Source organism: Serratia sp. JSRIV001 (assembly GCF_019968745.1).
Taxonomy (GTDB): Bacteria; Pseudomonadota; Gammaproteobacteria; order Enterobacterales; family Enterobacteriaceae; genus Chania; species Chania fonticola_B.
In genome coordinates, this window is the sequence record NZ_CP074147.1 from 4,820,375 (window position 1) to 4,841,638 (window position 21,264).

Here is a 21,264-nt window from a genome sequence, read left to right on the forward strand (position 1 = left end):
GCCCCCCTTCCTGTGCAACAAAGAATAAAATGATCGCCCTTACCTTAATATCTGCAGAAGGCTTAATCACTCTGTAGGAAGGGACTATTCTCCTGTAGTCCGTTGTACCTTCTTTAAGCTACTGAGCAGCCGTTGCGCTTCCCCCAGCACCGCCGTTGCGGTGGCCTGAACGGGGTTGTCATGCAATGCCTGACAAGCTTGATTCAGTTTTTCAGCATTCACCAACCGCGCCGCACCAGCCAATTTATGGGCCAACGCCCGTATGCTTATCAGGTCCATCGGTTGTTGCTTCATGTCCATGGCAAGTTGCGTACAGTCTTCATGCAAGCAATCCAACAGGGTTTGGATGAACTCTTGCAATACCTTTGGCTGGCGCAATTCCGCTGGTAAATCTTCCACGACAAACGCAGGCTCCTCTTCACTGTTCCCCACATCAGCCAGTGGCAACGTAGACAATTTCGCTTTTAATATGCTCAGGTTAACCGGCTTAAACAGGCAGTCATCCATTCCCGCCTGCAGACAGGCCTCCCGTGCACTTTCTTGCGCATTGGCCGTCAGCCCCCAGATCACCGTAGGAACGGACTGCTGTTCACGCTCGAGGTGCCTGATTTGGCGGCTCAGGCTGTAACCATCGCGTTCAGGCATCTGGCAGTCGGTGATAATCAGGTTGAAGCTGTCCTGCTCCAACAACTGCAGCGCCTGCTCCCCATCCCCCACCGCACTGGGCTGATGGCCAAGAAACTGCAACTGTTGGGTCAACAACATTCTGCCCGCCGGATGATCTTCAACGATCAGTACCCGCAGCTGGGATGATGCCACCGGGGCAGGTTCCTCCAGAGGTGTTTGAGGAGGGAATTTCAGCAATCTCGGCACCGAAAGCAGCACGGTGACCTCGCTGCCAATACCCACCTCACTGTTCAATGCGATGGTCCCTCCCATCATCTCTACCAGCTTGCGGCAAATATACAGCCCTAGCCCCGTCCCGCCAGCCTCCCCATTGCCCTGAGTAAAGGGTTGGAAAAGACGCGCTTGAGTAACAGCATCAATTCCCTTGCCAGTATCAGAGACACGTAGCCGCAGATCCGCTCGTTCTTCGCTAATCTGATCGACCACGACGCTGAGCGTGACCTGCCCTTGCTCGGTAAACTTGATGGCGTTACTCACCAGATTGGATAGCACCTGCTTGAAACGCATAGGATCTACTAACACATCGCCAGTGATCTCCGCGTCAATATCCAACCTGAACGCTAAACCTTTTTGGCGTGCCACACCGTCAAATAACATTGCCACGGCTTCAATCAGGCGACGGATATCGGCACGCTGTGGATGCAGGATCAGACGGTCCGCCTCAATGCGTGAGATATCAAGAATGTCACCAATCAAGGCCAGCAGAGAATGGGCGGACTCATGTGCAACACTCAGCAGTTCTCGATCTAAAGCTTCCTCCCGTTGCGGGCGGTTCAGCAACAGTTCCAACATGCCGATAATGGCATTGAGCGGGGTACGGATCTCATGGCTCATGGTGGCCAGGAAGGTGGTTTTAGCCCGGTTGGCACTGTCTGCTCGCTCTTTCGCCTGCTGTAACTGCGCAATCAGGCGATCGCGTTCGGTCACGTCAAACCACCCGCCGATTTTACCTTCAGCACGCTGATCTTCAGTAATCAGCAATTGACCCCACTGCTGCAAAGTGCGCGACTGGCCTCCCAACTGCATAACGGATAAAACCTGTTCCTGCTCACCACCCCGGCCAATATCCAGCGTAACAGGCAGTTGCAGTGGGTAATTTTCCAGTGAGCTACCGACTACTTTCTCTGCGGGAGCATTGATGGCATTAAAAAACGGCGTGTTCGCCATCACTATCTGGTCTTTCAGATTGGTGATGTAAATCGGCAAGGGCACGCTATCGATGATCGCCTGGCAACGCTGCACCAGGCGGCGCTTACTGCGCAACCGGCTGATAACCAAGACTATCACCAGCATTGCCAGCAACAGAACGATCAGTAACCACGCTGTGGAATAACAGTGGGCAAGCAATTCTCCATCACCCGGGGTACCTTCAAGCAGATAGGTGTTGTTATACCAATTGCTGGTCATCGCATGGATATCCTCTGGGGGGATATTCAGCAATGCCTTGTCGAGGATGGTTGCCAGGGGATATTCATTACCAGAGACACCAATCACAAAACGCGCCGGTTCAATATCCAGAGCACTCAGAATACTAAGCCCCGATGTGGGCTCCCGAGCCAGGAAATAATCGGCGCTAATCATCGGCAACACGAGTGCTTCAGCCTTTCCTGCTTTTAGCGCCTCAATACCGGCTTGGGGTGAAGGCACGGTAATGATCCGGCTCTCGGGGTACTGTTCCCGCAAGATAACCTGCAGAGGGTGCCCTGCGACCAGGGCAATCAACTGCGGAGGATCATGGCTAATCTGCTCCTGGATCCCCAGCAATACCCAAGAGTTGAATAAATAAGAACGAGTGGTCAGCAACCCGTTAGGCCAGATTGCATCTAGCGTCACGCCAGCGACAATGTCAGCCCTGCCGGTTTTCACCGCATCCAGGGAGTCTTGCAGTGATTGCGCGCGGATAATGTCAAACTTGAGCCCTATACGGCTAGATATAGCCTCCATCACATCGGCTGTCAGACCACGGAACTCCCCCTGAACGTCGAAGAAGCCCAGAGGGGCAAAATCGCCATTAACGGCCAAACGTACCCTGGGATGTTCTTCCACCCACTTTCTTTCCAGTGAGGTCAGCAGCAGGTGTTCATCGCTTTGTGACATGGGGATCCCGCCATTCCAGCGGCTTTGGATCTCTGCATGGGTGCTTTCCGGAATGCTCGCTAAAACAGCGTTCAATATTCGCTGTAAACGCACATTCCCCTTGGCCATGCCAAAGGAGAAGCCTTTGATGTCCTGTTGTGGCAGCAATTGCAAACGCAGATTGTTCAGGTTGCCCTGATTGATTAAATAGCGAGCCACCGTGGCATCACCTATAAAAGCGTCCAGCTTCTTGAACGACAACGCTTCCAGCGCACGGCGCGGTATGTCAAAGACCTGATAATCTGCCGGAAAGCGTGCTACCAAGCTCTGATTACCGCTGTATAGGCGTTCGATAGCAATGCGCTTGGGGGGATTCTGTTGCAGCAGGCTATCGGTGCGCACCACCAATGCCGGTGAGGCAGAGACATAAGGTGTAGAAAGCAGCATGTCGGGATCGGCTACGCTTTTTGCAGCGACATTGCCAATCAGATCGACTTCTCCCTTATCCAGACTCCTCCGCAAGGCTGAGGCATCTTCGTAGTAACGCACCTTTATCTGTACGTTAAGGTTATAGCCGACGATCCCCAGGTAATCAGCATTGATACCACCATAATCCCGGGTGCCACTGATGATATCAAAAGGAGAATAATTGGGGGCCGCAATGCCGAAAACCAGCACACGTTTACGGCGCAACCATTGCCAATCATCACTGGTCAGCTCGGGCTCGGATAATTGAACCTGGCTACGGCTAAGCAAATTAGTTTCACGAAACGCTGGAACTTCCCCAGCGGAAACACCACAGCAAAAAAACAAAAGTATCAAAAGCAATTTATTCATCGTCAGGTCGTTCGCTCTGATGATGAAAAAAAGCCACCAAATCTTCTGTACTGCTAACTTTTAGTTTTTCCATCAGACGTGTCTTATAAGTGCTGATGGTTTTATTGCTCAAAATCAGACGATCGGCTATTTCCTTATTGCTAAGACCCTCTGACAAATACCGTAACACGGTCAATTCACGATTGGAAAGGTTCGTAAGATTATTCTCACTATTTTTCGGTGAGTTTAGCAAAGGCATCAGAGTAATCTGTGGAAAACAGGCATAGCCTTGCAGCACCAGTTGGCACAATGGTGCCAATTGACTGATATCCTGATCCTTGTTGAAAAACCCGCTAGCTCCGGCACGCAACGCTCTTTCTGCATAGCTCCCCGTGGGCAGGCTGGTATAGACCACCACTTTAATAGCGCTGTCCACCTGGCGAATATGCTGTAGGATCTGCAGCCCATCCATTTTGTTCAGCATGATATCAAGTATCACCAGCTGCGGCGTATTTTCCCTTATTCGCGCCATGGCATCCAGACCGTTAGTTGCGGTCTGGATCGAGTTATTACCTAATGAAGATAAAATTGCTTTCACAGCGAAACAAATTGCGGGGTGATCGTCAACAATCAGCCAGGAACCCATAAGAATATCCTTATCCCAATACTAGTTCTAAAAAAATATAGCTACTTACACTCGCTCTTGAGTTATCAATATACTTCGCTCTCGCACACAACCTCTGTGCTATTGATTGCAATAAAAAATAAGGGGGAGAATAGTTAATTGATTGTGGCATTATAATATTCCCTGCGCAACACGCTGTTGCAGGCCCTGTTCAAAAGTTTGCATGCCTGACTGCGCACCGGTTTGCAACACGCTGACCAACTGATGGGTTTTACCTTCGCGGATCATGCTGCTCACCGCCGCCGTGGCCGTGAGGATCTCGTAAATGGCAACACGCCCTCCTCCGGGCTTGCTCAGCAGCTTTTGCGCGATCACCGCCTGCAGGCTACTGGCCAACTGAGCCCGAACATAGGCTTTCTCTTCCGCAGGGAATACATCCACCAGCCGTTCCACCGCCTGTGGCGCGCTGCGGGTATGCAAAGTAGCCAGAACTAAATGGCCGGTTTCTGCCGCGGTCAACGCCAGCCGAACGGTGGTGGTATCACGTAGCTCTCCCAGCAGGATCACGTCTGGATCTTCACGCAGTGCGGCCCGCAGCGCATCGTCAAAACTGTGGGTATCCCGTCCTAACTCCCGCTGCTGGATTAGGGAACGCTGGCTACGGTGGATAAACTCGATCGGATCTTCCAGCGTGAGGATATGGCGGCGCTGATGCCGATTAATAAAGTCGATCATCGCCGCCAACGTGGTCGACTTGCCGCTGCCGGTAGCACCGGTGACAAGTATCAAGCCATCTTCGCGTTGCAGCAGCGCCGGAATAATTTCCGGGGTAGTCAGTTCGGCCAACGTTGGGCACTGGCTGGCGATCCGGCGTAACGCCACGGAGACCCCGGCATTTTGCAAAAAGAAATTGGCACGCAGCCGGGTACCATCAGCCAGAGATAGCGCCAGATCGAGCTGCCCCACCTGCTGGAGTTGCTGCCACATCATTTGCGATAACTGCGTTTGGCACCATGCCGACATCTGCTGTTGGGTGAGGATTTCCCCACGTTCCACGGCCTGGAGTTCGCCATCGATACGTAACATTGGCAGATGGCCGGTACAAAGGTGCAGATCGGAGGCATTATGCTTTACACTAAGAGCCATAAATTCATCGATATCCATATCAATCTCCCGGGTTAATCATGAGCACTATCCAACAGAATCTGCAGGATGTCAGGAGCCGTATTGCAGCGGCCGCTCAAGACTGCGCACGCATTCCAGAAGAAGTGACATTGCTTGCAGTCAGCAAAACCAAACCTGCGGAGGCGATCGCACAAGCCATCGCCGCAGGCCAGCACGCGTTTGGCGAGAATTACGTGCAGGAAGGGGTAGACAAGATCCAGTATTTTGCCCAGTTGCCGGAAGGGGCAGGATTGGAATGGCACTTTATCGGCCCGCTGCAATCCAATAAAAGCAGGCTGGTGGCAGAGCACTTTGCCTGGTGCCACACCGTTGACCGCTTGCGTATTGCCCTGCGCCTGAGCGATCAGCGCCCCGCAGAAATGCCGCCGTTAAACGTGTTGATCCAGATAAATATCAGTGACGAGCAGAGTAAATCTGGCATTGTATTGAGTGAGCTGCCAGCGCTGGCCGAGGCGGTCGCCGCATTGCCTAACCTGTGCTTGCGTGGGCTGATGGCCATCCCGGCCCCGGAACACGACTATCAGCGCCAGTTGGCGACATTCGGCCAGATGAACGACGCTTTCCAGGAGCTCAAGCAGCGCTATCCGCAGGTGGATACGCTGTCGATGGGCATGACAGATGATATGCAGGCAGCGATCGCCGCTGGCAGCACGATGGTTCGTATCGGCACCGCCATTTTTGGTGCCCGCGACTACTCGCACACCACCGTATAACGAGGATTGGATGCAACATCGCAAAATTACCTTTATTGGTGCCGGTAATATGGCTCGCGCTATCATTGCTGGCCTGGTCGCCGGTGGCTATCCGGCAGCCGCCATCAGCGTTTGTGCGCCGTCAGCAAAAAACCGTGACGCCCTGGCCGCCGAATATGGCATCCACAGCAGCGCAGACAACATCACCTGTGCACAACAGGCCGACGTCGTGGTCCTGGCGGTGAAACCGCAAATGATGGCGCAGGTTTGCTTACCTTTACAGGAACAGGTCGATTTCTCCGGTAAACTGGTGCTGTCGATCGCCGCCGGTATTCTGGTGAGCCGTTTCTATCAAATGCTCGGCGAAGGCTTGAATATCGTGCGCATCATGCCCAATACCCCTTCACTGGTCGGTAAAGGAATGAGCGGGCTGTATGCTCCCGAGCAGGTTAGCCAACAGGATCGTGATTACACCAGCGATCTGATGAGCTCGGTGGGTAAAGTCTGCTGGGTCGATGACGAAAACGGCATCAATAGCGTGATCGCCGCCGCAGGCAGCGCACCAGCCTATTTCTTCCTGTTTATGGATGCCATGCAGCAGGAAGCCGAACGTATGGGATTCAGCAGCCAGGCCGCTCGCGATCTGGTGCAGCAGGCCGCTATCGGTGCTGCGGCATTGGCCGCCGCCAACCCGGAAATTTCACTGGCTACGCTGCGTGAGCAGGTGACCTCCAAAGGGGGCACCACCGCCGAGGCAATACGGGTGTTCAACGAACATCAGTTGCCAGAGACCGTTGCCAAAGCCATGCAGGCCGCCGTTTCCCGTGCGCAGGAAATGGAAAAATCATTTTAACTATGCCCGATGAGTTTCAGGCCGCCACGGTGGTCTGAAAACCAAGGGGATAACCCAGAAGTTAAGGAGAAGGGTAACTTACATGCTAACGCTGACTTTTCTGGTCAAAACCGTCGTTGATATTTACGTGATGGTGCTGCTGTTGCGCATCTGGATGCAACTGACGCGCACTGACTTTTATAACCCGTTTTCGCAGTTTGTGGTGAAAATCACCCAGCCGATCGTTGGCCCACTGCGCCGCATCGTTCCTTCGATGGGGCCGGTAGATAGCGCCTCATTGCTGTTGGCGTTCCTGCTGATGACCATCAAATATCCGCTACTGCTGCTGATCCAGAGCGGTACCCTGTCACTCAGCCTGTACAACTTGCTGTTTGGCCTGATTTCTCTGATCAAATCCGTCGGCTACCTGATCTTCTGGGTGATGATCATTCGCGCCTTGATGAGTTGGATCAGCCAGGGCCGCAGCCCGATTGATTATGTGATGTTCCAGCTTACTGAGCCATTGATGGCCCCTATTCGCCGCGTGATCCCTGCAATGGGCGGCATTGATTTCTCCGCGATGGTGGTGATCCTGATCCTGTATCTGATCAACTACCTGGGGATGGATCTGTTCGGCGAGCTCTGGTTCCTGCTGTGAGTGCAGTTACCCCGCTGCTGGACGGGCTGGTGGTCAGGCTATATATTCAGCCCAAAGCCAGCCGCGATCAGATTATTGGCCTGCATGGCGACGAGATAAAAGTCGCCATCACCGCACCGCCGGTTGATGGCCAGGCCAATACCCATCTCATCAAGTTTATCGCCAAGCAGTTCAAGGTGGCGAAAAGCAACGTGATCATCGAGAAAGGCGAGCTGGGGCGGCACAAGCAATTGCGCATCCTCAACCCGCAACAGATCCCTGAGGCCATCGCGGCGCTCATCGAATAATTTCAAGGTATCTATTATGCAAAAAATCGTTCTTGCCACCGGCAACCCCGGCAAAGTGCGCGAACTCGCCGAACTGCTGGCCGATTTCGGCTTTGACGTGGTAGCGCAAACCGAGCTTGGCGTAGATTCCGCCGAAGAAACCGGCCTGACGTTTATTGAAAACGCCATTCTCAAGGCCCGCCATGCCGCGCAGATCACCGGTCTGCCAGCGATTGCCGACGACTCAGGCCTGGCAGTCGATGCCTTGGGCGGCGCTCCGGGTATTTATTCTGCCCGCTACGCCGGTTTAGAGGCCAGCGACCAGCAGAATCTGGACAAGCTGCTGGTGACGCTGAAAGACGTGCCTGCGGGCAAGCGCGGTGCTCAATTCCATTGCGTGCTGGTCTATATGCGTCATGCAGAAGATCCAACTCCGCTGGTATTCCACGGTTGCTGGAACGGTGAAATCACTTTTGAAGCGGCCGGCGTTGGCGGCTTCGGTTACGATCCGATCTTCTATGTGCCAGATTTGGGCTGCACCGCAGCAGAGCTGACGCGGGAAGAGAAAATTGCCATTTCCCACCGTGGCAAGGCGTTGAAGTTGATGTTGGAAGCGATGCGTAATGCCAGCTAACAGCGTACAACTGCCACCGCTCAGCCTGTACATCCATATTCCCTGGTGCGTACAAAAGTGCCCATACTGTGATTTCAACTCGCATGCCTTGAAAGGCGAAGTGCCGCACCAGGAATATGTCGATCATCTACTGGCGGATCTGGATGCTGATTTGCCGCTCGCCAGCGGCCGTGCAATCAGCACCATCTTTATCGGTGGCGGTACGCCGAGCCTGTTGAGTGCCGAAGCCATGCAGGCACTGCTGGATGGCGTGCGGGCGCGCATTCATGTCGCGGATGACGCCGAGATCACCATGGAAGCCAACCCAGGCACCGTGGAGGCCGATCGCTTCAGTGGCTACCAGCGCGCCGGGGTGAACCGCATCTCGATTGGCGTACAAAGCTTCAGCGCCGAGAAGTTAACTCGTCTGGGGCGCATTCATGGCCCGGATGAGGCCAAACGCGCGGCGCATCTGGCAACCGGTCTGGGCCTGCGCAGTTTCAATCTGGATTTGATGCATGGCCTGCCGGATCAGTCACTGGAAGAAGCGCTGGACGATCTACGCCAGGCTATCGCCCTTAATCCGCCGCATCTGTCGTGGTATCAGCTCACCATCGAGCCAAATACCCTCTTCAGCTCACGCCCGCCGGTATTGCCGGACGATGACGCGTTGTGGAATATCTTTGAACAAGGGCATGAGCTGTTAAGCGCCGCCGGATATCAGCAGTACGAAACCTCGGCCTACGCCAAACCGGGTTATCAGTGTCAGCACAACCTCAACTACTGGCGCTTTGGCGACTATCTGGGGATTGGTTGTGGCGCACACGGCAAGCTGACCTTTGCCGATGGCCGCATTCTGCGCACTGCCAAAACCAAGCATCCACGCGGCTTTATGCGGGGTGACTATCGGGACAAGCTGCATGAAGTCGAGGCGCACGATCGGCCATTCGAGTTCTTTATGAACCGTTTCCGCCTGCTGGAAGCTGCGCCACGCGCCGAGTTCGCCCAATATACCGGGCTGGATGAGAGTGTGATCCGCGCGCCATTGGACGAAGCACTGGCTAAAGGCTATCTGCTAGAGACGCCAGAGTATTGGCAGATCACCGAGCATGGCAAACTGTTCCTTAATTCGCTGTTGGAACTGTTCTTGCCGGAAGAATAGTTTAACCTGTATGGGCGCCGCATGCTGCGCCCGTTTAGCTGCATGCTGCCCTCAATCTGAAAGGCTGTGCAAGAAACCCTTTGGTCAGATTTTCTGATATTCGCGTTTTAGCGTTAGCTGGCTGAGCTTGTTACGCAACAACGTAGCAGAAGATCTTTTCTGCCTTTCCCGAAGTTCATGACGAAGAACTGCTTCCGCATCAGCGTGGGGAGTCGTTGCAAGCTCAACAGTGGCAAGTGCTTGCAATAACTCTTTCTCATCTGCCCCAGCATGAGAGCGTATGGTTTTATGGCATAATGGCATAACAAGCCCTCCCATTTGATGTGTCTTTGTACGACGTTAGGAAATCATAATACATGTCTTACTATCAACAATATAAAAACCGACCAAAGAATGCCCACCACCAGTAAATCACTAGCAAGCTAGTTACTATTACTGGTATGAATCTTCGGTGCCTAACCCTATAAATAGAATATATGATTAGCGGAAAGATAATCGCTGCAGTAAAGGGAATTCCAACATCACTGACATCATCAATATTAAAGTGCAGAATAACATCTGCAGATATTTTCTATCCCCTCTTCTCCAATCACCCATTCATACTCTATTACTGAAAATATCATTATGTAGAAAACGCATACGAGATAATAAAGGAAGATGAGAGGGCTGAGCAGCTTGAGTACGGACTTGAGAGTATCCATGATTAAATCGCCTCGTAGAGGTCGTCGCGCTTCCCTGGCAGAAAAAAGGTTCCGTCGAGTTAAGAGTGCAATTCTTAAAACAACGGAACCTGTTAACGTAAAACCTTAGTTCAACGCCTTAACCAGATCCTTACGCTGGGTTTCCAGTGCCGTTACGCGCTTACACACGTCGCGACCGAAGTTCTGGAAGTCCTGCTCCTGATTGTTCCATTCGTTCTTGATGGCCTGCTGTAGCCCACCCAGATTGCCCATGATCGCCTGCAACGGGTTGCCATTGCTGTTGGCAACCTGCTTGACACCCATTTCGTTCAGGCTGTCCTGCAATACGCCGCCCATGCTCTGCTGCACGATATTGCGGCCATCCTGCTCCACCTGAGCGATCGCCTTGTGGTGGAACGTGAGGCCGTCGCTGCGGTGTTCAATGATGCGGTTCATCTGCTGCTTCAACTGATCGTTGAGCGTGGTCAGGCGGTTACGCACATTGCTGTCAGTACCCAACTGCTGAACGATGACTTTATCCAGCGCTACCCGCGCCTTCTCCAGATGCTGCTGCGCACCCTGATCGATCCAGGGTAAATCTTTACGCAATGCGCTCTGGTAGCTGAACGCCTTCTGGCGCTGGTTATCGTTCAGGTTCAATGCTTTGCCATCACGAGTGACATCGCCGTCGGCGGTAATTTGCAGGTTACCGCTGGCACCTACCACCTGCACGGTCTGCGGGCTGATAATCACGTCGTCCTGTGGCCTGACGCTGCACTGATACTCGGCATGCGCCTGTGAAGCCGTTAATAACAGCAAGGCCAATCCGGTTCTCTTTAACATAGTTTCTCCTGACTCCCTTCCAACCGCATGTGCGATGGAGTTAAAAAATCGAACGGCTAATGCGTTGAGACAACAGTTCTAGTGCAGCAGTTCCCGCCAATGAGTTACCGGATGCATCCAGCTCCGGCGACCAGACGACAATCGACAGTTCATCAGGGACGATGGCGATGATACCGCCGCCCACTCCAGACTTGCCCGGCATGCCAACCCGATAGGCGAATTCACCTGCGCCGTCATACATACCGCTGGTCATCATCAAGGCGTTAATCTGCCGGGCCTGCAACGGGCTTATCACCTCTTCGCCATCAAGCGTCCGGCCCTGGTTAGCCAGGTAGACAAAGCTGCGTGCCAACTCAACGCAGCTCATCCGTAACGCGCAGTAGTGAAAATAGGTTTGCAGCACGGTCAGTACGTCATTGTCGAAGTTACCGAACGACTTCATCAGATAGGCAATCGCGGCATTGCGGTCGGAATGCTCAAATTCGGAGCGCGCCACGCGGATGTCATAGGATAGGTCGTCAACACCTGCCAGTTGGCGCACCACTTCCAACATCCGCTGCTTGGGAGCACTAAGCCGGGTTTGCAGCATATCGCATACCACCAGCGCGCCGGGGTTGATAAACGGGTTGCGCGGTTTGCCCTGTTCCATCTCCAACTGCAACAGCGAATTAAACGGCAGGCCAGAGGGCTCTTTCCCCACCCGCTGCCAGATTTCACCTTCCTGATAACGCGTTAGCGCCAGCGTCAGGCTCAATACCTTGGAGATCGACTGGATCGAAAAGCGCTCCGTCGCGTCGCCGGCCTGAAACAGCTCACCGTCAACGGTACAGACGGCGATCGCCAGCCGATCGGCGGCGACTTCTGCCAACGCGGGAATATAGTCTGCAACCTTGCCTTGCCCAATCAACGGGCGTACCTGTTGCAGGATCTCTTCCAGCAACGCGTTATCTAATGTTGTTACCACCGCGCTCACTACTCCAGAAAGGACACCAGATAAAACAAAGGTGCCATTAAGGCACCTTCGGCAATGCTAATCGGACCGGATCAATCCCACCAGATGTCGAACAGATCGCTGGTTTTCACATCGTTCAGCTTGCGTGCTTCCAGCCAGTTTTTGATCAGCTCACGGTGTTCGTCGGTGCAATGACCAATCGTCTGCAGGCAGATCAAACCTTCCCACTGCAGATAGCCACTGCCGTCAAACGCCAGGCCGTTCGGCTCGATCACTTCCTCGATAAACGCGTCCAGGGTGCTGTCGATATCTTCAACGGCGGTCCCTTCAGCAAAACGCCAGGCTACAGAGAAGCCTAGTTCCTGAAACTCTTCGATATGCAACTTTTTACGTAAACGACGACTACGGTTCTTAGCCATTATTCCATCCTCTCAAACATCAAATCCCAAACGCCATGTCCCAGACGCTGGCCACGTAATTCAAATTTTGTCAGCGGACGCGAGTCCGGGCGCGGTACGTAATCATTACTCTCGGAGAGATTACGGTAGCCTGCGCTGCTGCTCATGACTTCCAGCATGTGTTCCGCATAGGGTTGCCAGTCGGTGGCCATATGGAATACGCCACCGACTTTTAATTTGCGCTGCACCAGCTCAACAAACGGCGTCTGTACGATGCGGCGTTTGTTGTGGCGCGCCTTGTGCCATGGATCCGGGAAGAACAGCTGCACCATATCCAGTGAAGCGTCCGGGATCATATTCTGCAACACTTCTACCGCATCGTGGCACATCACCCGCAGGTTGGCCAACTCCGCCTCATGGGCATCGGCCAGGCAGGCACCCACGCCCGGCGAGTGAACCTCGATCCCCAGGAAGTTCTGCTGCGGGTTGTTGCCCGCCATGGTGACCAGGGATGCCCCCATGCCAAAACCAATCTCCAGCACGGTTGGCGCTTCACGGCCAAACAGCGCGGCGATATCGACAGGTTCAGCCTGATATTCCACGCCCATCACCGGCCAATAGTTGTCCAGCGCCTGCTGCTGGCCTTTGGTCAACCGCCCCTGGCGGCGAACAAAACTGCGGATACGGCGCATCGCGCGGCCGTTCTCATCAAATTCTGGGGAGATGACGTCATTAATCATAGTGCTTTCTGTCTATTTGGCTGCCAATTAGGGGAACGCGCATTATGCAAAGATACCTTGCTTTAGCAAGCGTTCATCATCATACCGGATGTGCTACTGCGGAAAGTTCCGGTTTACAGCACCATCACTCTATGCTGCAATCGCGCATCATTATTTATCTGCCGGATAGCGAACTCGCTCATGATGCAAGCACAACAGTTCTCGCACGTAGTGCTTGACTGGTACCAACGCTATGGCCGCAAAACGCTGCCGTGGCAACTCGATAAAACGCCTTATCAAGTATGGCTCTCTGAGGTGATGCTGCAACAAACTCAGGTTGCCACCGTTATTCCTTATTTTCAGCGCTTTATGGCACGCTTTCCGAACGTGCGTGCCCTGGCCGAAGCGCCGCAGGATGAAGTCCTGCATCTGTGGACCGGGCTTGGTTATTATGCCCGCGCCAGAAACCTGCATAAAGCGGCGCAGACCATTGTCGCACAGCACGGCGGTGAGTTCCCGACAACCTTTGAAGAAATTGTCGCGCTGCCTGGTGTAGGCCGTTCAACCGCCGGTGCCATTCTCTCTCTGTCCCAGGGGCAGCACTACCCGATCCTCGACGGCAACGTCAAGCGTGTACTGGCCCGTTGCTATGCCATAGCTGGCTGGCCGGGTAAGAAAGAGGTGGAAAATCGCCTGTGGGAAATCAGCGAAGAGGTCACACCGGCAAAAGGGGTTGGCCAGTTCAATCAGGCGATGATGGATCTGGGAGCGATGGTCTGCACCCGTAGCAAACCAAAATGTGAGCTATGCCCACTCAATGTCGGCTGCATCGCCAACGGCAACAGCAGCTGGGCCAACTACCCAGGCAAAAAGCCCAAGCAAACCCTGCCGGAAAAAACCGCCTACTTCCTGATGCTGCAACAGGGCGATGGCGTCTGGCTGGAACAGCGCCCAGGAACTGGCCTGTGGGGCGGGCTATTCTGCTTCCCACAGTTTAGCGCGCGAATCGATCTTGAACTCTGGCTGCAACAACACGGCCTGCAAGGTAGCCGTTTAGAGCAAATGACCGCCTTCCGCCACACCTTCAGCCATTTCCATCTGGATATTGTGCCTATGTGGCTGAACATCGACAAAGCGGGTAGCGCCATGGATGAGGGTGCCGGTCTCTGGTATAACTTAACGCAGCCCCCTTCGGTCGGGCTGGCCGCGCCGGTTGAGCGCCTACTACAGCAGTTGGCCAAACAGTCCCCGACCCAACCCGGTTTATTTGGCAACAGCGCCATTGACGAGGAATTAGCATGAGCAGAACCATTTTTTGTACCTTCCTGCAGCGTGACGCCGATGGGCAAGACTTCCAGCTCTATCCAGGGGAAGTCGGCAAGCGCATCTACAACGAAATCTCCAAGGAAGCCTGGGGAGAATGGATGAAGAAGCAGACCATGCTGATCAACGAGAAAAAGCTCAACATGATGAACGTGGATGACCGCAAACTGCTGGAACAAGAGATGATCCGCTTCCTGTTCGAAGGGCATGAGGTCCACATCGAAGGCTATACGCCACCGAGCGAATAAGATTTTCCGGGCCAGCTCTGGCCCTTTCCCCCTGTTTAATTCTTCGCGTATACGGCTTTAACAAGATGAAGAAAATGTTAGCTTTGCTAGTGATAGCGCCTTTGCTGATCTCCTGTTCCGGCAAAAAAAACGACGTGGTCAGTGAAGCCTATGTCAAAGACACCAACGCCTTTGATATTTTGATGGGCCAATTTGCCCACAATATCGAGAACATCTGGGGGCTGAGCGAAGTTCTGATCGCCGGGCCAAAAGACTACGTCAAATATACCGACCAATATCAGACCCGTAGCCACATCAACTTTGATTCGGGCACCATCACTATCGAAACCATTGCCACTACCGATCCAGCGGCTCATCTGCGCCAGGCGGTGATCAGCACCCTGTTGATGGGTGACGATCCAGGCTCGATCGACCTCTATTCCGACGCCAATGATATCCAGATCAGCAAAGAGCCGTTCCTGTACGGCCAGGTGCTGGATAACAAGGGCCAACCCATCCGCTGGGAATGGCGGGCGGCGCACTTCGCCGACTACCTGCTGCAAAACAAGCTAAAGAGGCGTACCTCAGGCCTGCACGTGATCTACTCGGTGACTATGCAACTGGTGCCTAACCACCTGGATAAACGTGCACACAAATATCTGCCGATGGTTCGTCAGGCGTCTGAGAAATACGGCGTCGAAGAGTCGCTGATCCTGGCGATTATGCAGACCGAATCCAGCTTTAACCCGTATGCGGTAAGCGGTTCCGACGCGCTGGGCCTGATGCAGGTGGTGCAGCATACTGCCGGTAAAGACGTGTTCCAGAGCAAAGGTAAATGGGGCACGCCAAGCCGCAGCTACCTGTTTGATCCGGAGAACAACATCGATACCGGTACCGCCTATCTGGCCATCTTGCAGAATAACTACCTGGGCGGCATTCAGAACCCGACCTCACGCCGTTATGCGGTGATCACCGCATACAACGGAGGAGCTGGCAGCGTGCTGCGGGTGTTCAATAGTGACAAGGCCAAAGCGGTAACCATCATCAACAGCATGCAGCCTGGTGATATTTATCAGACTCTGACCACCAAGCATCCTGCGGGTGAATCACGCCGTTATCTGGTGAAAGTGAATAACGCGCAGAAAAACTACCGGCGGAAGTAATCGCTGATAAGAAAGGCAGGACAGGGGGAAAGCCATTCCCCCTGCCTCCTACTCAGCCAACGTATAGCCGTTGCGCCCATTAGCCTTGGTTTGATACAGAGCCTTATCGGCTATCTCGACCAATTGCTCACGCCCCACTCCGGCGCGCCATAATGCAATCCCCTGACTCACCGTGACCCATTGCCCAACATCGGAACCTTCGTGAGGGATCGCGATCGCCGCAACCAAGGTCTTGATCCTTTCGGCCACCGCTATCGCCTCGGCACGATCGGATTTTGGCAGTAGAATAATGAATTCCTCACCACCGTAACGTGCCACCAGATCCTGTGAACGACGCACGCTATTTTCAAAGCACTCGGCCAGACGGATCAGACACTCATCCCCCATTTGATGGCCATAATGGTCGTTATATTTTTTAAACAAATCCACGTCCAGCAGGATGATGGCGAAAGGCTCCCGACTCTCCACCTCCCGAGAAAACACCTCGTCAAAGTAGTTGCTGAAATAACGCCGATTGGCCAGCCCAGTCAGCGGATCGCGGTTGGCCTGTTTACCCAGACGCTCGATCAGCTGCTTGTTCTCCCTTTCCCGCTCGATAGCCAACATAAACCATTTCTCCAACATACGTTTGGCCGAGTAGATCAAAAACAGCATCAGTAAATAAGAGAACACGTTCGCCAGTGAGGCTGCACCGCGCAGGAAAATATTCTCGCTGATGGACATCGCCAGTATCGGTACCGTAAACAGGCACAGCAGCAAGGGAGAGAGGTAAAAGGGGATCAGTGAGGCAAACACCAAGCCAATCAGCAAGGGGTAGACTATGGTCACATTGCCCATGACGATCAGGTGATGAAAGGTAGCACACCAGCATAGCGACAAAACCGTCACACTGACTATCAGCCCCCACCAGCGAGCTTTCTCACCGTATGGCCGTAACACCCTCAACACCATATAGGTGACGAAGGCGACCAGCATCACGCCAGTGATCGCCGGAGCTGAACGTAGCAAATGGCTTAACGACTCGTAAAGTCCTGACCCCAGACGCTGTAGGAACAGGTAGAAAGAGAACAAGGCGTTAACCAGCAAAAACCAGTCAAAACTGTGAAACGTGGACTTCCTTTTTTCTTTGGCGACCCAGGCGGCGTATTTTCGATCTTTCATTATTGGACTCATTGTCATACCACTCTACTCAATGTAGTGGTGACATCCGCCTTTGTCATGGAAGATAGACGGGCGCAGCATGCCGCACCCATACAATTCGGTTAGTCAGATGAGGTTTTACGGCTTGATCATATAGCCAAAAATCCGTTTCCAGCCGTGATCTTTTTTCTCGATATACACGCCCTGCAACTCCGGTGAGAAGCCAGGCAAGCGGTTGATGCCCTCCTCCAGCGCCAGGAAGTAACGCTGTACCGCACCGCCCCACACTTCGCCTGGCACCACGCACAGCACGCCCGGTGGATAAGGTAAGGCACCTTCTGCCGCGATGCGCCCGGCAGCCTGCGCGATCGGCACCAGCTCAACGTTGTCGCGGATAAACTCGACGTTGGCATCCTGCGGATTCATCATCACCGGCGGGAAATGATCCTGACGGAACATCTCTTTTTGTAACTGCTTCACGTCGAAGCTGACGTACAGATCGTGCATCTCCTGGCACAGCTGACGAATGGTGTAGCCTGCATAACGCTGCTGATTCTTGCGATAGACCGTCGGCAAGACCTCACTCAGTGGCGCATCTGCCTCGACGTAACGCTCGAACTGCACCAGCATATCCACCAGATGCTCCATTTTCGCCGGGTTCTCCGCCGGGGTGAGCAGGAACAGGATCGAGTTGAGATCGCACTTCTCTGGCACGATGCCGTTCTCACGCAGGAAGTTGGCCAGAATGGTCGCCGGGATACCGAACTCGGTGTACTGACCGGTGGCCGCATCAATCCCCGGCGTGGTCAGCAGCAACTTGCAAGGATCGACCAGATACTGCCCCTGAGCATAGCCTGCAAAACCGTGCCATTGCTCGCCCGGTACAAAGTTGAAGAAGCGTGCATCGTTGGCGATCAGGTCGGTATCGTAGTCCTGCCAGTCCTTGCCTGCCACCTGCGGCGGAATAAAGGGCCGCAGCTGCGAACAGCGTGCCAGCAGTTGTTTACGCGTGTCGATCCCCAGCTTGACGCACTCCATCCACATGCGGCGGCCAGCGGCACCGGCATGCATCTTGGCGTTGACGTCCAGCGCGGCAAACAGCGGATAAAACGGGCTGGTTGAAGCATGCAGCATAAACGCATTGTTGAGATGCTTATGGTTGCAGTGGCGTTTCTGGCCTTTGATGTGATCGTCTTTCTTATGGATCTGCGAAGTCTGCGAGAACCCGGCCTGCTGCTTATGCACCGATTGCGTGACGAAAATACCCGGATCGTGCTCATCCAGTTCCAACAGCAGCGGCGAGCACTCTTTCAGCATCGGGATAAAACCTTCATACCCCACCCAAGCCGAATCAAACAGGATGTAATCGCACAGATGGCCGATGGTATCGATCACCTGACGGGCGTTGTAAATGGTGCCGTCATAGGTGCCGAGCTGAATGATCGCCAGGCGGAAAGGCCGTGCCGCAGCGGCTTTTTCCGGGGCAACATGGCGGATCTGCTCGCGCAGGTAAGCCTCATCAAAGCATTTAGAATCGATGCCGCCGATAAAACCAAACGGGTTACGCGCGGTTTCCAGATACACCGGCGTCGCTCCGGCCTGGATCAACGCGCCGTGGTGATTGGATTTATGGTTATTGCGATCGAACAGCACCAGATCGCCACGCGTCAGCAGCGCGTTGGTCACCACTTTATTGGAGGCCGAAGTGCCGTTCAGCACGAAGTAGGTTTTATCGGCGTTGAACACTTTCGCCGCGTGTTTTTGCGCATCCTTGGCCGAGCCTTCGTGGATCAGCAGATCGCCCAGCTTCACATCGGCGTTGCACATGTCCGAACGGAAAATGGTTTCACCGTAAAACTCGAAAAACTTGCGCCCTGCCGGATGCTTGCGGAAAAACTCGCCGCCCTGATGGCCCGGGCAGGCAAAGGTTGAGTTATCCATCTCCACGTAGGTTTTCAGCGTTTTGAAGAACGGCGGTAACAGCGCCTGCTCGTAGGCATCGGCGGCGGCCTCCAACTGCGCCATGTAAAACGCTTTGGTCGCGGCAGCCAAGGCAAATACCCCAGTAATCAACGGCAGGTGATCCGGGGAAAGCTGTTCATCCCCCTCAACGGCAACAAACGTCGGGATCTCAAAGCCGGTCGCTTTAAGCGTTGCCAGAATACCGGCATCCACATCGCTAACGGAGACCACGGCCGCCGCCACATCGGTATAGTCAGTCTGCCCCACACGCACAATTTCGCGCAGGGTTTCAATGCTGGCTACCAGGCTGGCGCTGGTTGCTATCTTCAATTCTTTCATCATGCTGAGTCTCAAACGGTTAAGGATGAGGGTGTGCCACTGGGCACATAATGAGATAACCCTGGTTATCCCGGCAAAGTGATGAGCCAAGGCGCAACCATGACCGGCCGATGCGGGTAGGCATCAGACAACTATCGGGGACTGGGATCGGCAGCGTCCGATAGACATCAGTAAAATCAGAGCCGCAGCTCTATTTTTAATCATGCCTAACAGCGAGCATTGGCTAGCTTTACCGCATAAGGGGCAGCGGTGTTCGCATAAATGGCGTTAAGGAAACACGGAGTGAGGGCGTCATCAGACTTCTGGAGCGCAGCTGCGCCGAGGTGGTTAAAGCCGTCATGCCTGTACTCCTCTGTGATGAAGTGGGAAATTCGCGCAATGATTACACGTTTTTTTCGAGGGTTCAAGCCGGTTAATAGTTACTATTAATGCATAATTATTTATTGATGCCGTGTGGAAAACCACACGGCCAGGCAGGCTTAAACTAGAACAGGTTGAACTTGTAATCCACCTGCAGTTCGATAGAGTGGTTCTGAGCGCGCATCGGCTTGCCATCCGAGGTCAGCTTCGGCTGGTTGCTCTGGCTCTGGTAGTTCCAGGATGGGCCACCGGACAGCTGCACTGCCAGATTTTTCAATGCCGGCTGTGACGGCGTCCAGCGGGAGTAAACCAGGGTTTCACCACGCTCGATGCTATGGCCACGGTACTTCATCCCCCAGCCATAGTTGGTGACCATCCCCAGCTCAACCTCTGGCGTAACGGCATAGCCGAAGGTCCAGGCCAGCATCTTTTCCTTATCGCCCACATAGTCATTACCCCAACTGTCGGCCATTGAGTTAAAGGTACCGCGGCTGTGTTTGGCCAGATGCCACTCAAAGCGCCCTAGCCCGTTGCCATTGTCGAGTGAGGCCCGGGTGTATGAAGCCCCAACCTTATGCTTCCAACGTTCGGCGCGCCATTCGGCGTACATCGCATAATGGTAGGCATCATCATCGAACGTCTTGTGACGGGTGGACATGCGGGTCCAGTCTTGCAAACCATGGTTGTAATACACCTGGCTGGCAAACTTGAGGCGATTTTCCGCCCAGGACGCCGGTTGCCAACCCAGTTCTACCCCGTGGCGTTGCATATAGTTATGGCTTTCCCCCAGGAAATAGAGCGCACTATAGCCGTGATCGCTATAGCTCAATTCACCGGTCGCAATGCTGCTGATCTCCTTTTTATCCGCAGTGAGGAAATGGATCTTATCCGGAGAGTCCCTGTCGCTATAGCGAGTTACGTAGGCACCGCGTACCCGCACTGGCCCGGTTGCCGCTTCGCCACGCAAGCCCAGATAGGTACTTGGAATGGCACGTGTGGAGTTATTGAGTGCGCCCCATTTTTTAATCTGCTGCCAACCGGAATAAAGGTGAAGATAGGTATCATCATCACCCAAACGCCCTTTCAGATAGAGCTGCCCAATCTTATTGAAACCTTTGGCCTGACCGTTGTCGTTATACAACACGCTACGGCCCCAGAAATCATCGCTGGCGGCCAGTTTAATCACGCCATAATAAGAAGCGTCGACTCCCAACATATCCGCAAAATAACCGGACTGATAATCAAGGGTGATCCCCTGCCCCCAGGCCGTTTGGATAGAGCGCTCCCCATAATCCTCGGTGCTTAAATTTTTAAACACGTTACGGAAAGAAAGGTCTGCGTGGCTATCATTAATAAAGCTTGAGAAGAGATGATCGCTTACTTTTATTTCCTCTGCGCAGAGGGGTAAAGAGAACATCAGTGCAAACAGTGCCAGTGGTTTTTTTATTTTAAATTTATTACTTTGATACATAGAAAAATTCCGTTTTCTATTTGCTCACCCAGAATTATTTTAATTCAATCAAATTATTTCTAGATAATGAAAAAA

21 protein-coding genes are annotated in these 21,264 nt (G+C 53.6%); 9 read left to right on the plus strand and 12 right to left on the minus strand.

What is annotated here, in order from left to right:
• Window positions 1-84: 84 nt before the first annotated feature.
• The 3 genes from KGP17_RS22305 to KGP17_RS22315 all read right to left on the minus strand — a co-directional run bounded on the left by KGP17_RS22305 (window position 85) and on the right by KGP17_RS22315 (window position 5,368).
• Window positions 85-3,519: an ATP-binding protein gene (locus tag KGP17_RS22305; protein WP_223498348.1), complete on the minus strand. Its 3,435-nt coding sequence runs from the start codon at window positions 3,517-3,519 to the stop codon at window positions 85-87.
• Between the two features lie 73 nt (window positions 3,520-3,592).
• Window positions 3,593-4,225 (minus strand): response regulator transcription factor, encoded by a 633-nt coding sequence (locus tag KGP17_RS22310; RefSeq protein ID WP_223498349.1) that lies wholly within the window; start codon window positions 4,223-4,225, stop codon window positions 3,593-3,595.
• 150 nt (window positions 4,226-4,375) lie between these two features.
• Entirely contained in the window at window positions 4,376-5,368 is a 993-nt protein-coding gene (locus tag KGP17_RS22315) for a type IV pilus twitching motility protein PilT (RefSeq protein WP_223498350.1), read from the minus strand.
• A gap of 20 nt (window positions 5,369-5,388) precedes the next feature.
• Here KGP17_RS22315 and KGP17_RS22320 point away from each other — a divergent pair, with 20 nt between their 5' ends.
• From KGP17_RS22320 to hemW, 6 genes are all read left to right on the plus strand, one after another.
• On the plus strand, window positions 5,389-6,102 hold the full coding sequence (locus tag KGP17_RS22320) for a YggS family pyridoxal phosphate-dependent enzyme (protein ID WP_059201772.1): 714 nt from the start codon (window positions 5,389-5,391) through the stop codon (window positions 6,100-6,102).
• A 10-nt stretch (window positions 6,103-6,112) separates the two neighbouring features.
• Entirely contained in the window at window positions 6,113-6,934 is an 822-nt protein-coding gene (gene proC, locus KGP17_RS22325) for a pyrroline-5-carboxylate reductase (RefSeq protein WP_094981426.1), read from the plus strand.
• An 82-nt stretch (window positions 6,935-7,016) separates the two neighbouring features.
• On the plus strand, window positions 7,017-7,571 hold the full coding sequence (locus KGP17_RS22330; RefSeq protein WP_021179666.1) for a YggT family protein: 555 nt from the start codon (window positions 7,017-7,019) through the stop codon (window positions 7,569-7,571).
• Complete coding sequence (gene yggU, locus KGP17_RS22335; protein WP_202727593.1) at window positions 7,568-7,858, plus strand: DUF167 family protein YggU; 291 nt, start codon at window positions 7,568-7,570, stop codon at window positions 7,856-7,858. The genes KGP17_RS22330 and yggU overlap by 4 nt, the downstream gene beginning before the upstream one ends.
• A 16-nt stretch (window positions 7,859-7,874) precedes the next feature.
• Complete coding sequence (rdgB, locus tag KGP17_RS22340) at window positions 7,875-8,471, plus strand: RdgB/HAM1 family non-canonical purine NTP pyrophosphatase (protein ID WP_115159327.1); 597 nt, start codon at window positions 7,875-7,877, stop codon at window positions 8,469-8,471.
• Window positions 8,461-9,612 (plus strand): radical SAM family heme chaperone HemW, encoded by a 1,152-nt coding sequence (gene hemW / locus KGP17_RS22345; RefSeq protein ID WP_021806295.1) that lies wholly within the window; start codon window positions 8,461-8,463, stop codon window positions 9,610-9,612. Before rdgB ends, hemW begins: the two co-directional genes overlap by 11 nt.
• Before the next feature lie 367 nt (window positions 9,613-9,979).
• On the opposite strand, the gene KGP17_RS28025 is transcribed toward hemW, so the two are convergent.
• The 6 genes from KGP17_RS28025 to trmB all read right to left on the minus strand — a co-directional run bounded on the left by KGP17_RS28025 (window position 9,980) and on the right by trmB (window position 13,225).
• Window positions 9,980-10,180, minus strand: a complete 201-nt coding sequence (locus KGP17_RS28025) for a DUF2645 family protein (RefSeq protein WP_371822212.1) — start codon at window positions 10,178-10,180, stop codon at window positions 9,980-9,982.
• Window positions 10,152-10,313: a DUF2645 family protein gene (locus KGP17_RS28030; RefSeq protein ID WP_371822064.1), complete on the minus strand. Its 162-nt coding sequence runs from the start codon at window positions 10,311-10,313 to the stop codon at window positions 10,152-10,154. The genes KGP17_RS28025 and KGP17_RS28030 overlap by 29 nt, the downstream gene beginning before the upstream one ends.
• A 105-nt stretch (window positions 10,314-10,418) precedes the next feature.
• On the minus strand, window positions 10,419-11,135 hold the full coding sequence (locus KGP17_RS22355) for a DUF2884 domain-containing protein (protein ID WP_059201775.1): 717 nt from the start codon (window positions 11,133-11,135) through the stop codon (window positions 10,419-10,421).
• A 40-nt stretch (window positions 11,136-11,175) separates the two neighbouring features.
• On the minus strand, window positions 11,176-12,099 hold the full coding sequence (gene glsB, locus KGP17_RS22360) for a glutaminase B (protein WP_024528367.1): 924 nt from the start codon (window positions 12,097-12,099) through the stop codon (window positions 11,176-11,178).
• Window positions 12,100-12,179: 80 nt separating this feature from the next.
• Entirely contained in the window at window positions 12,180-12,506 is a 327-nt protein-coding gene (locus KGP17_RS22365) for a YggL family protein (protein ID WP_021806298.1), read from the minus strand.
• Window positions 12,506-13,225 (minus strand): tRNA (guanosine(46)-N7)-methyltransferase TrmB, encoded by a 720-nt coding sequence (trmB, locus tag KGP17_RS22370; RefSeq protein ID WP_021806299.1) that lies wholly within the window; start codon window positions 13,223-13,225, stop codon window positions 12,506-12,508. The genes KGP17_RS22365 and trmB overlap by 1 nt, the downstream gene beginning before the upstream one ends.
• Window positions 13,226-13,405: 180 nt before the next feature.
• Here trmB and mutY point away from each other — a divergent pair, with 180 nt between their 5' ends.
• The 3 genes from mutY to mltC all read left to right on the plus strand — a co-directional run bounded on the left by mutY (window position 13,406) and on the right by mltC (window position 15,917).
• Window positions 13,406-14,506 (plus strand): A/G-specific adenine glycosylase, encoded by a 1,101-nt coding sequence (mutY, locus tag KGP17_RS22375; protein ID WP_021806300.1) that lies wholly within the window; start codon window positions 13,406-13,408, stop codon window positions 14,504-14,506.
• Entirely contained in the window at window positions 14,503-14,775 is a 273-nt protein-coding gene (locus KGP17_RS22380; RefSeq protein ID WP_021179657.1) for an oxidative damage protection protein, read from the plus strand. Before mutY ends, KGP17_RS22380 begins: the two co-directional genes overlap by 4 nt.
• Window positions 14,776-14,840: 65 nt before the next feature.
• Window positions 14,841-15,917 carry a membrane-bound lytic murein transglycosylase MltC gene (mltC, locus tag KGP17_RS22385; protein ID WP_021806301.1) on the plus strand — a complete coding sequence of 359 codons (1,077 nt, stop codon included), beginning with the start codon at window positions 14,841-14,843 and terminating at the stop codon, window positions 15,915-15,917.
• A 48-nt stretch (window positions 15,918-15,965) separates the two neighbouring features.
• Here mltC and KGP17_RS22390 read toward each other — a convergent pair whose 3' ends face one another.
• The 3 genes from KGP17_RS22390 to KGP17_RS22400 form a co-directional block, all read right to left on the minus strand.
• On the minus strand, window positions 15,966-17,078 hold the full coding sequence (locus KGP17_RS22390; RefSeq protein ID WP_021806302.1) for a GGDEF domain-containing protein: 1,113 nt from the start codon (window positions 17,076-17,078) through the stop codon (window positions 15,966-15,968).
• Window positions 17,079-17,195: 117 nt separating this feature from the next.
• Complete coding sequence (speF, locus tag KGP17_RS22395) at window positions 17,196-19,358, minus strand: ornithine decarboxylase SpeF (protein ID WP_059202092.1); 2,163 nt, start codon at window positions 19,356-19,358, stop codon at window positions 17,196-17,198.
• Window positions 19,359-19,842: 484 nt separating this feature from the next.
• Window positions 19,843-21,189, minus strand: coding sequence for an OprD family outer membrane porin (locus tag KGP17_RS22400; RefSeq protein WP_179248387.1), 1,347 nt, complete (start codon window positions 21,187-21,189; stop codon window positions 19,843-19,845).
• Window positions 21,190-21,264: the final 75 nt, after the last annotated feature.

Coding starts and splice junctions, on each gene's coding strand:
- KGP17_RS22320 (WP_059201772.1), top strand. CDS start 5,389: ATGAGCACTATCCAACAGAATCTGCAGGATGTCAGGAGCCGTATTGCA.
- KGP17_RS22355 (WP_059201775.1), bottom strand. CDS start 11,135: ATGTTAAAGAGAACCGGATTGGCCTTGCTGTTATTAACGGCTTCACAG.
- hemW (WP_021806295.1), top strand. CDS start 8,461: ATGCCAGCTAACAGCGTACAACTGCCACCGCTCAGCCTGTACATCCAT.
- mutY (WP_021806300.1), top strand. CDS start 13,406: ATGATGCAAGCACAACAGTTCTCGCACGTAGTGCTTGACTGGTACCAA.
- KGP17_RS22330 (WP_021179666.1), top strand. CDS start 7,017: ATGCTAACGCTGACTTTTCTGGTCAAAACCGTCGTTGATATTTACGTG.
- proC (WP_094981426.1), top strand. CDS start 6,113: ATGCAACATCGCAAAATTACCTTTATTGGTGCCGGTAATATGGCTCGC.
- KGP17_RS22400 (WP_179248387.1), bottom strand. CDS start 21,189: ATGTATCAAAGTAATAAATTTAAAATAAAAAAACCACTGGCACTGTTT.
- KGP17_RS28030 (WP_371822064.1), bottom strand. CDS start 10,313: ATGGATACTCTCAAGTCCGTACTCAAGCTGCTCAGCCCTCTCATCTTC.
- KGP17_RS22315 (WP_223498350.1), bottom strand. CDS start 5,368: ATGGATATCGATGAATTTATGGCTCTTAGTGTAAAGCATAATGCCTCC.
- speF (WP_059202092.1), bottom strand. CDS start 19,358: ATGAAAGAATTGAAGATAGCAACCAGCGCCAGCCTGGTAGCCAGCATT.
- KGP17_RS22380 (WP_021179657.1), top strand. CDS start 14,503: ATGAGCAGAACCATTTTTTGTACCTTCCTGCAGCGTGACGCCGATGGG.
- KGP17_RS22310 (WP_223498349.1), bottom strand. CDS start 4,225: ATGGGTTCCTGGCTGATTGTTGACGATCACCCCGCAATTTGTTTCGCT.
- rdgB (WP_115159327.1), top strand. CDS start 7,875: ATGCAAAAAATCGTTCTTGCCACCGGCAACCCCGGCAAAGTGCGCGAA.
- KGP17_RS22390 (WP_021806302.1), bottom strand. CDS start 17,078: ATGAAAGATCGAAAATACGCCGCCTGGGTCGCCAAAGAAAAAAGGAAG.
- KGP17_RS22365 (WP_021806298.1), bottom strand. CDS start 12,506: ATGGCTAAGAACCGTAGTCGTCGTTTACGTAAAAAGTTGCATATCGAA.
- trmB (WP_021806299.1), bottom strand. CDS start 13,225: ATGATTAATGACGTCATCTCCCCAGAATTTGATGAGAACGGCCGCGCG.
- mltC (WP_021806301.1), top strand. CDS start 14,841: ATGAAGAAAATGTTAGCTTTGCTAGTGATAGCGCCTTTGCTGATCTCC.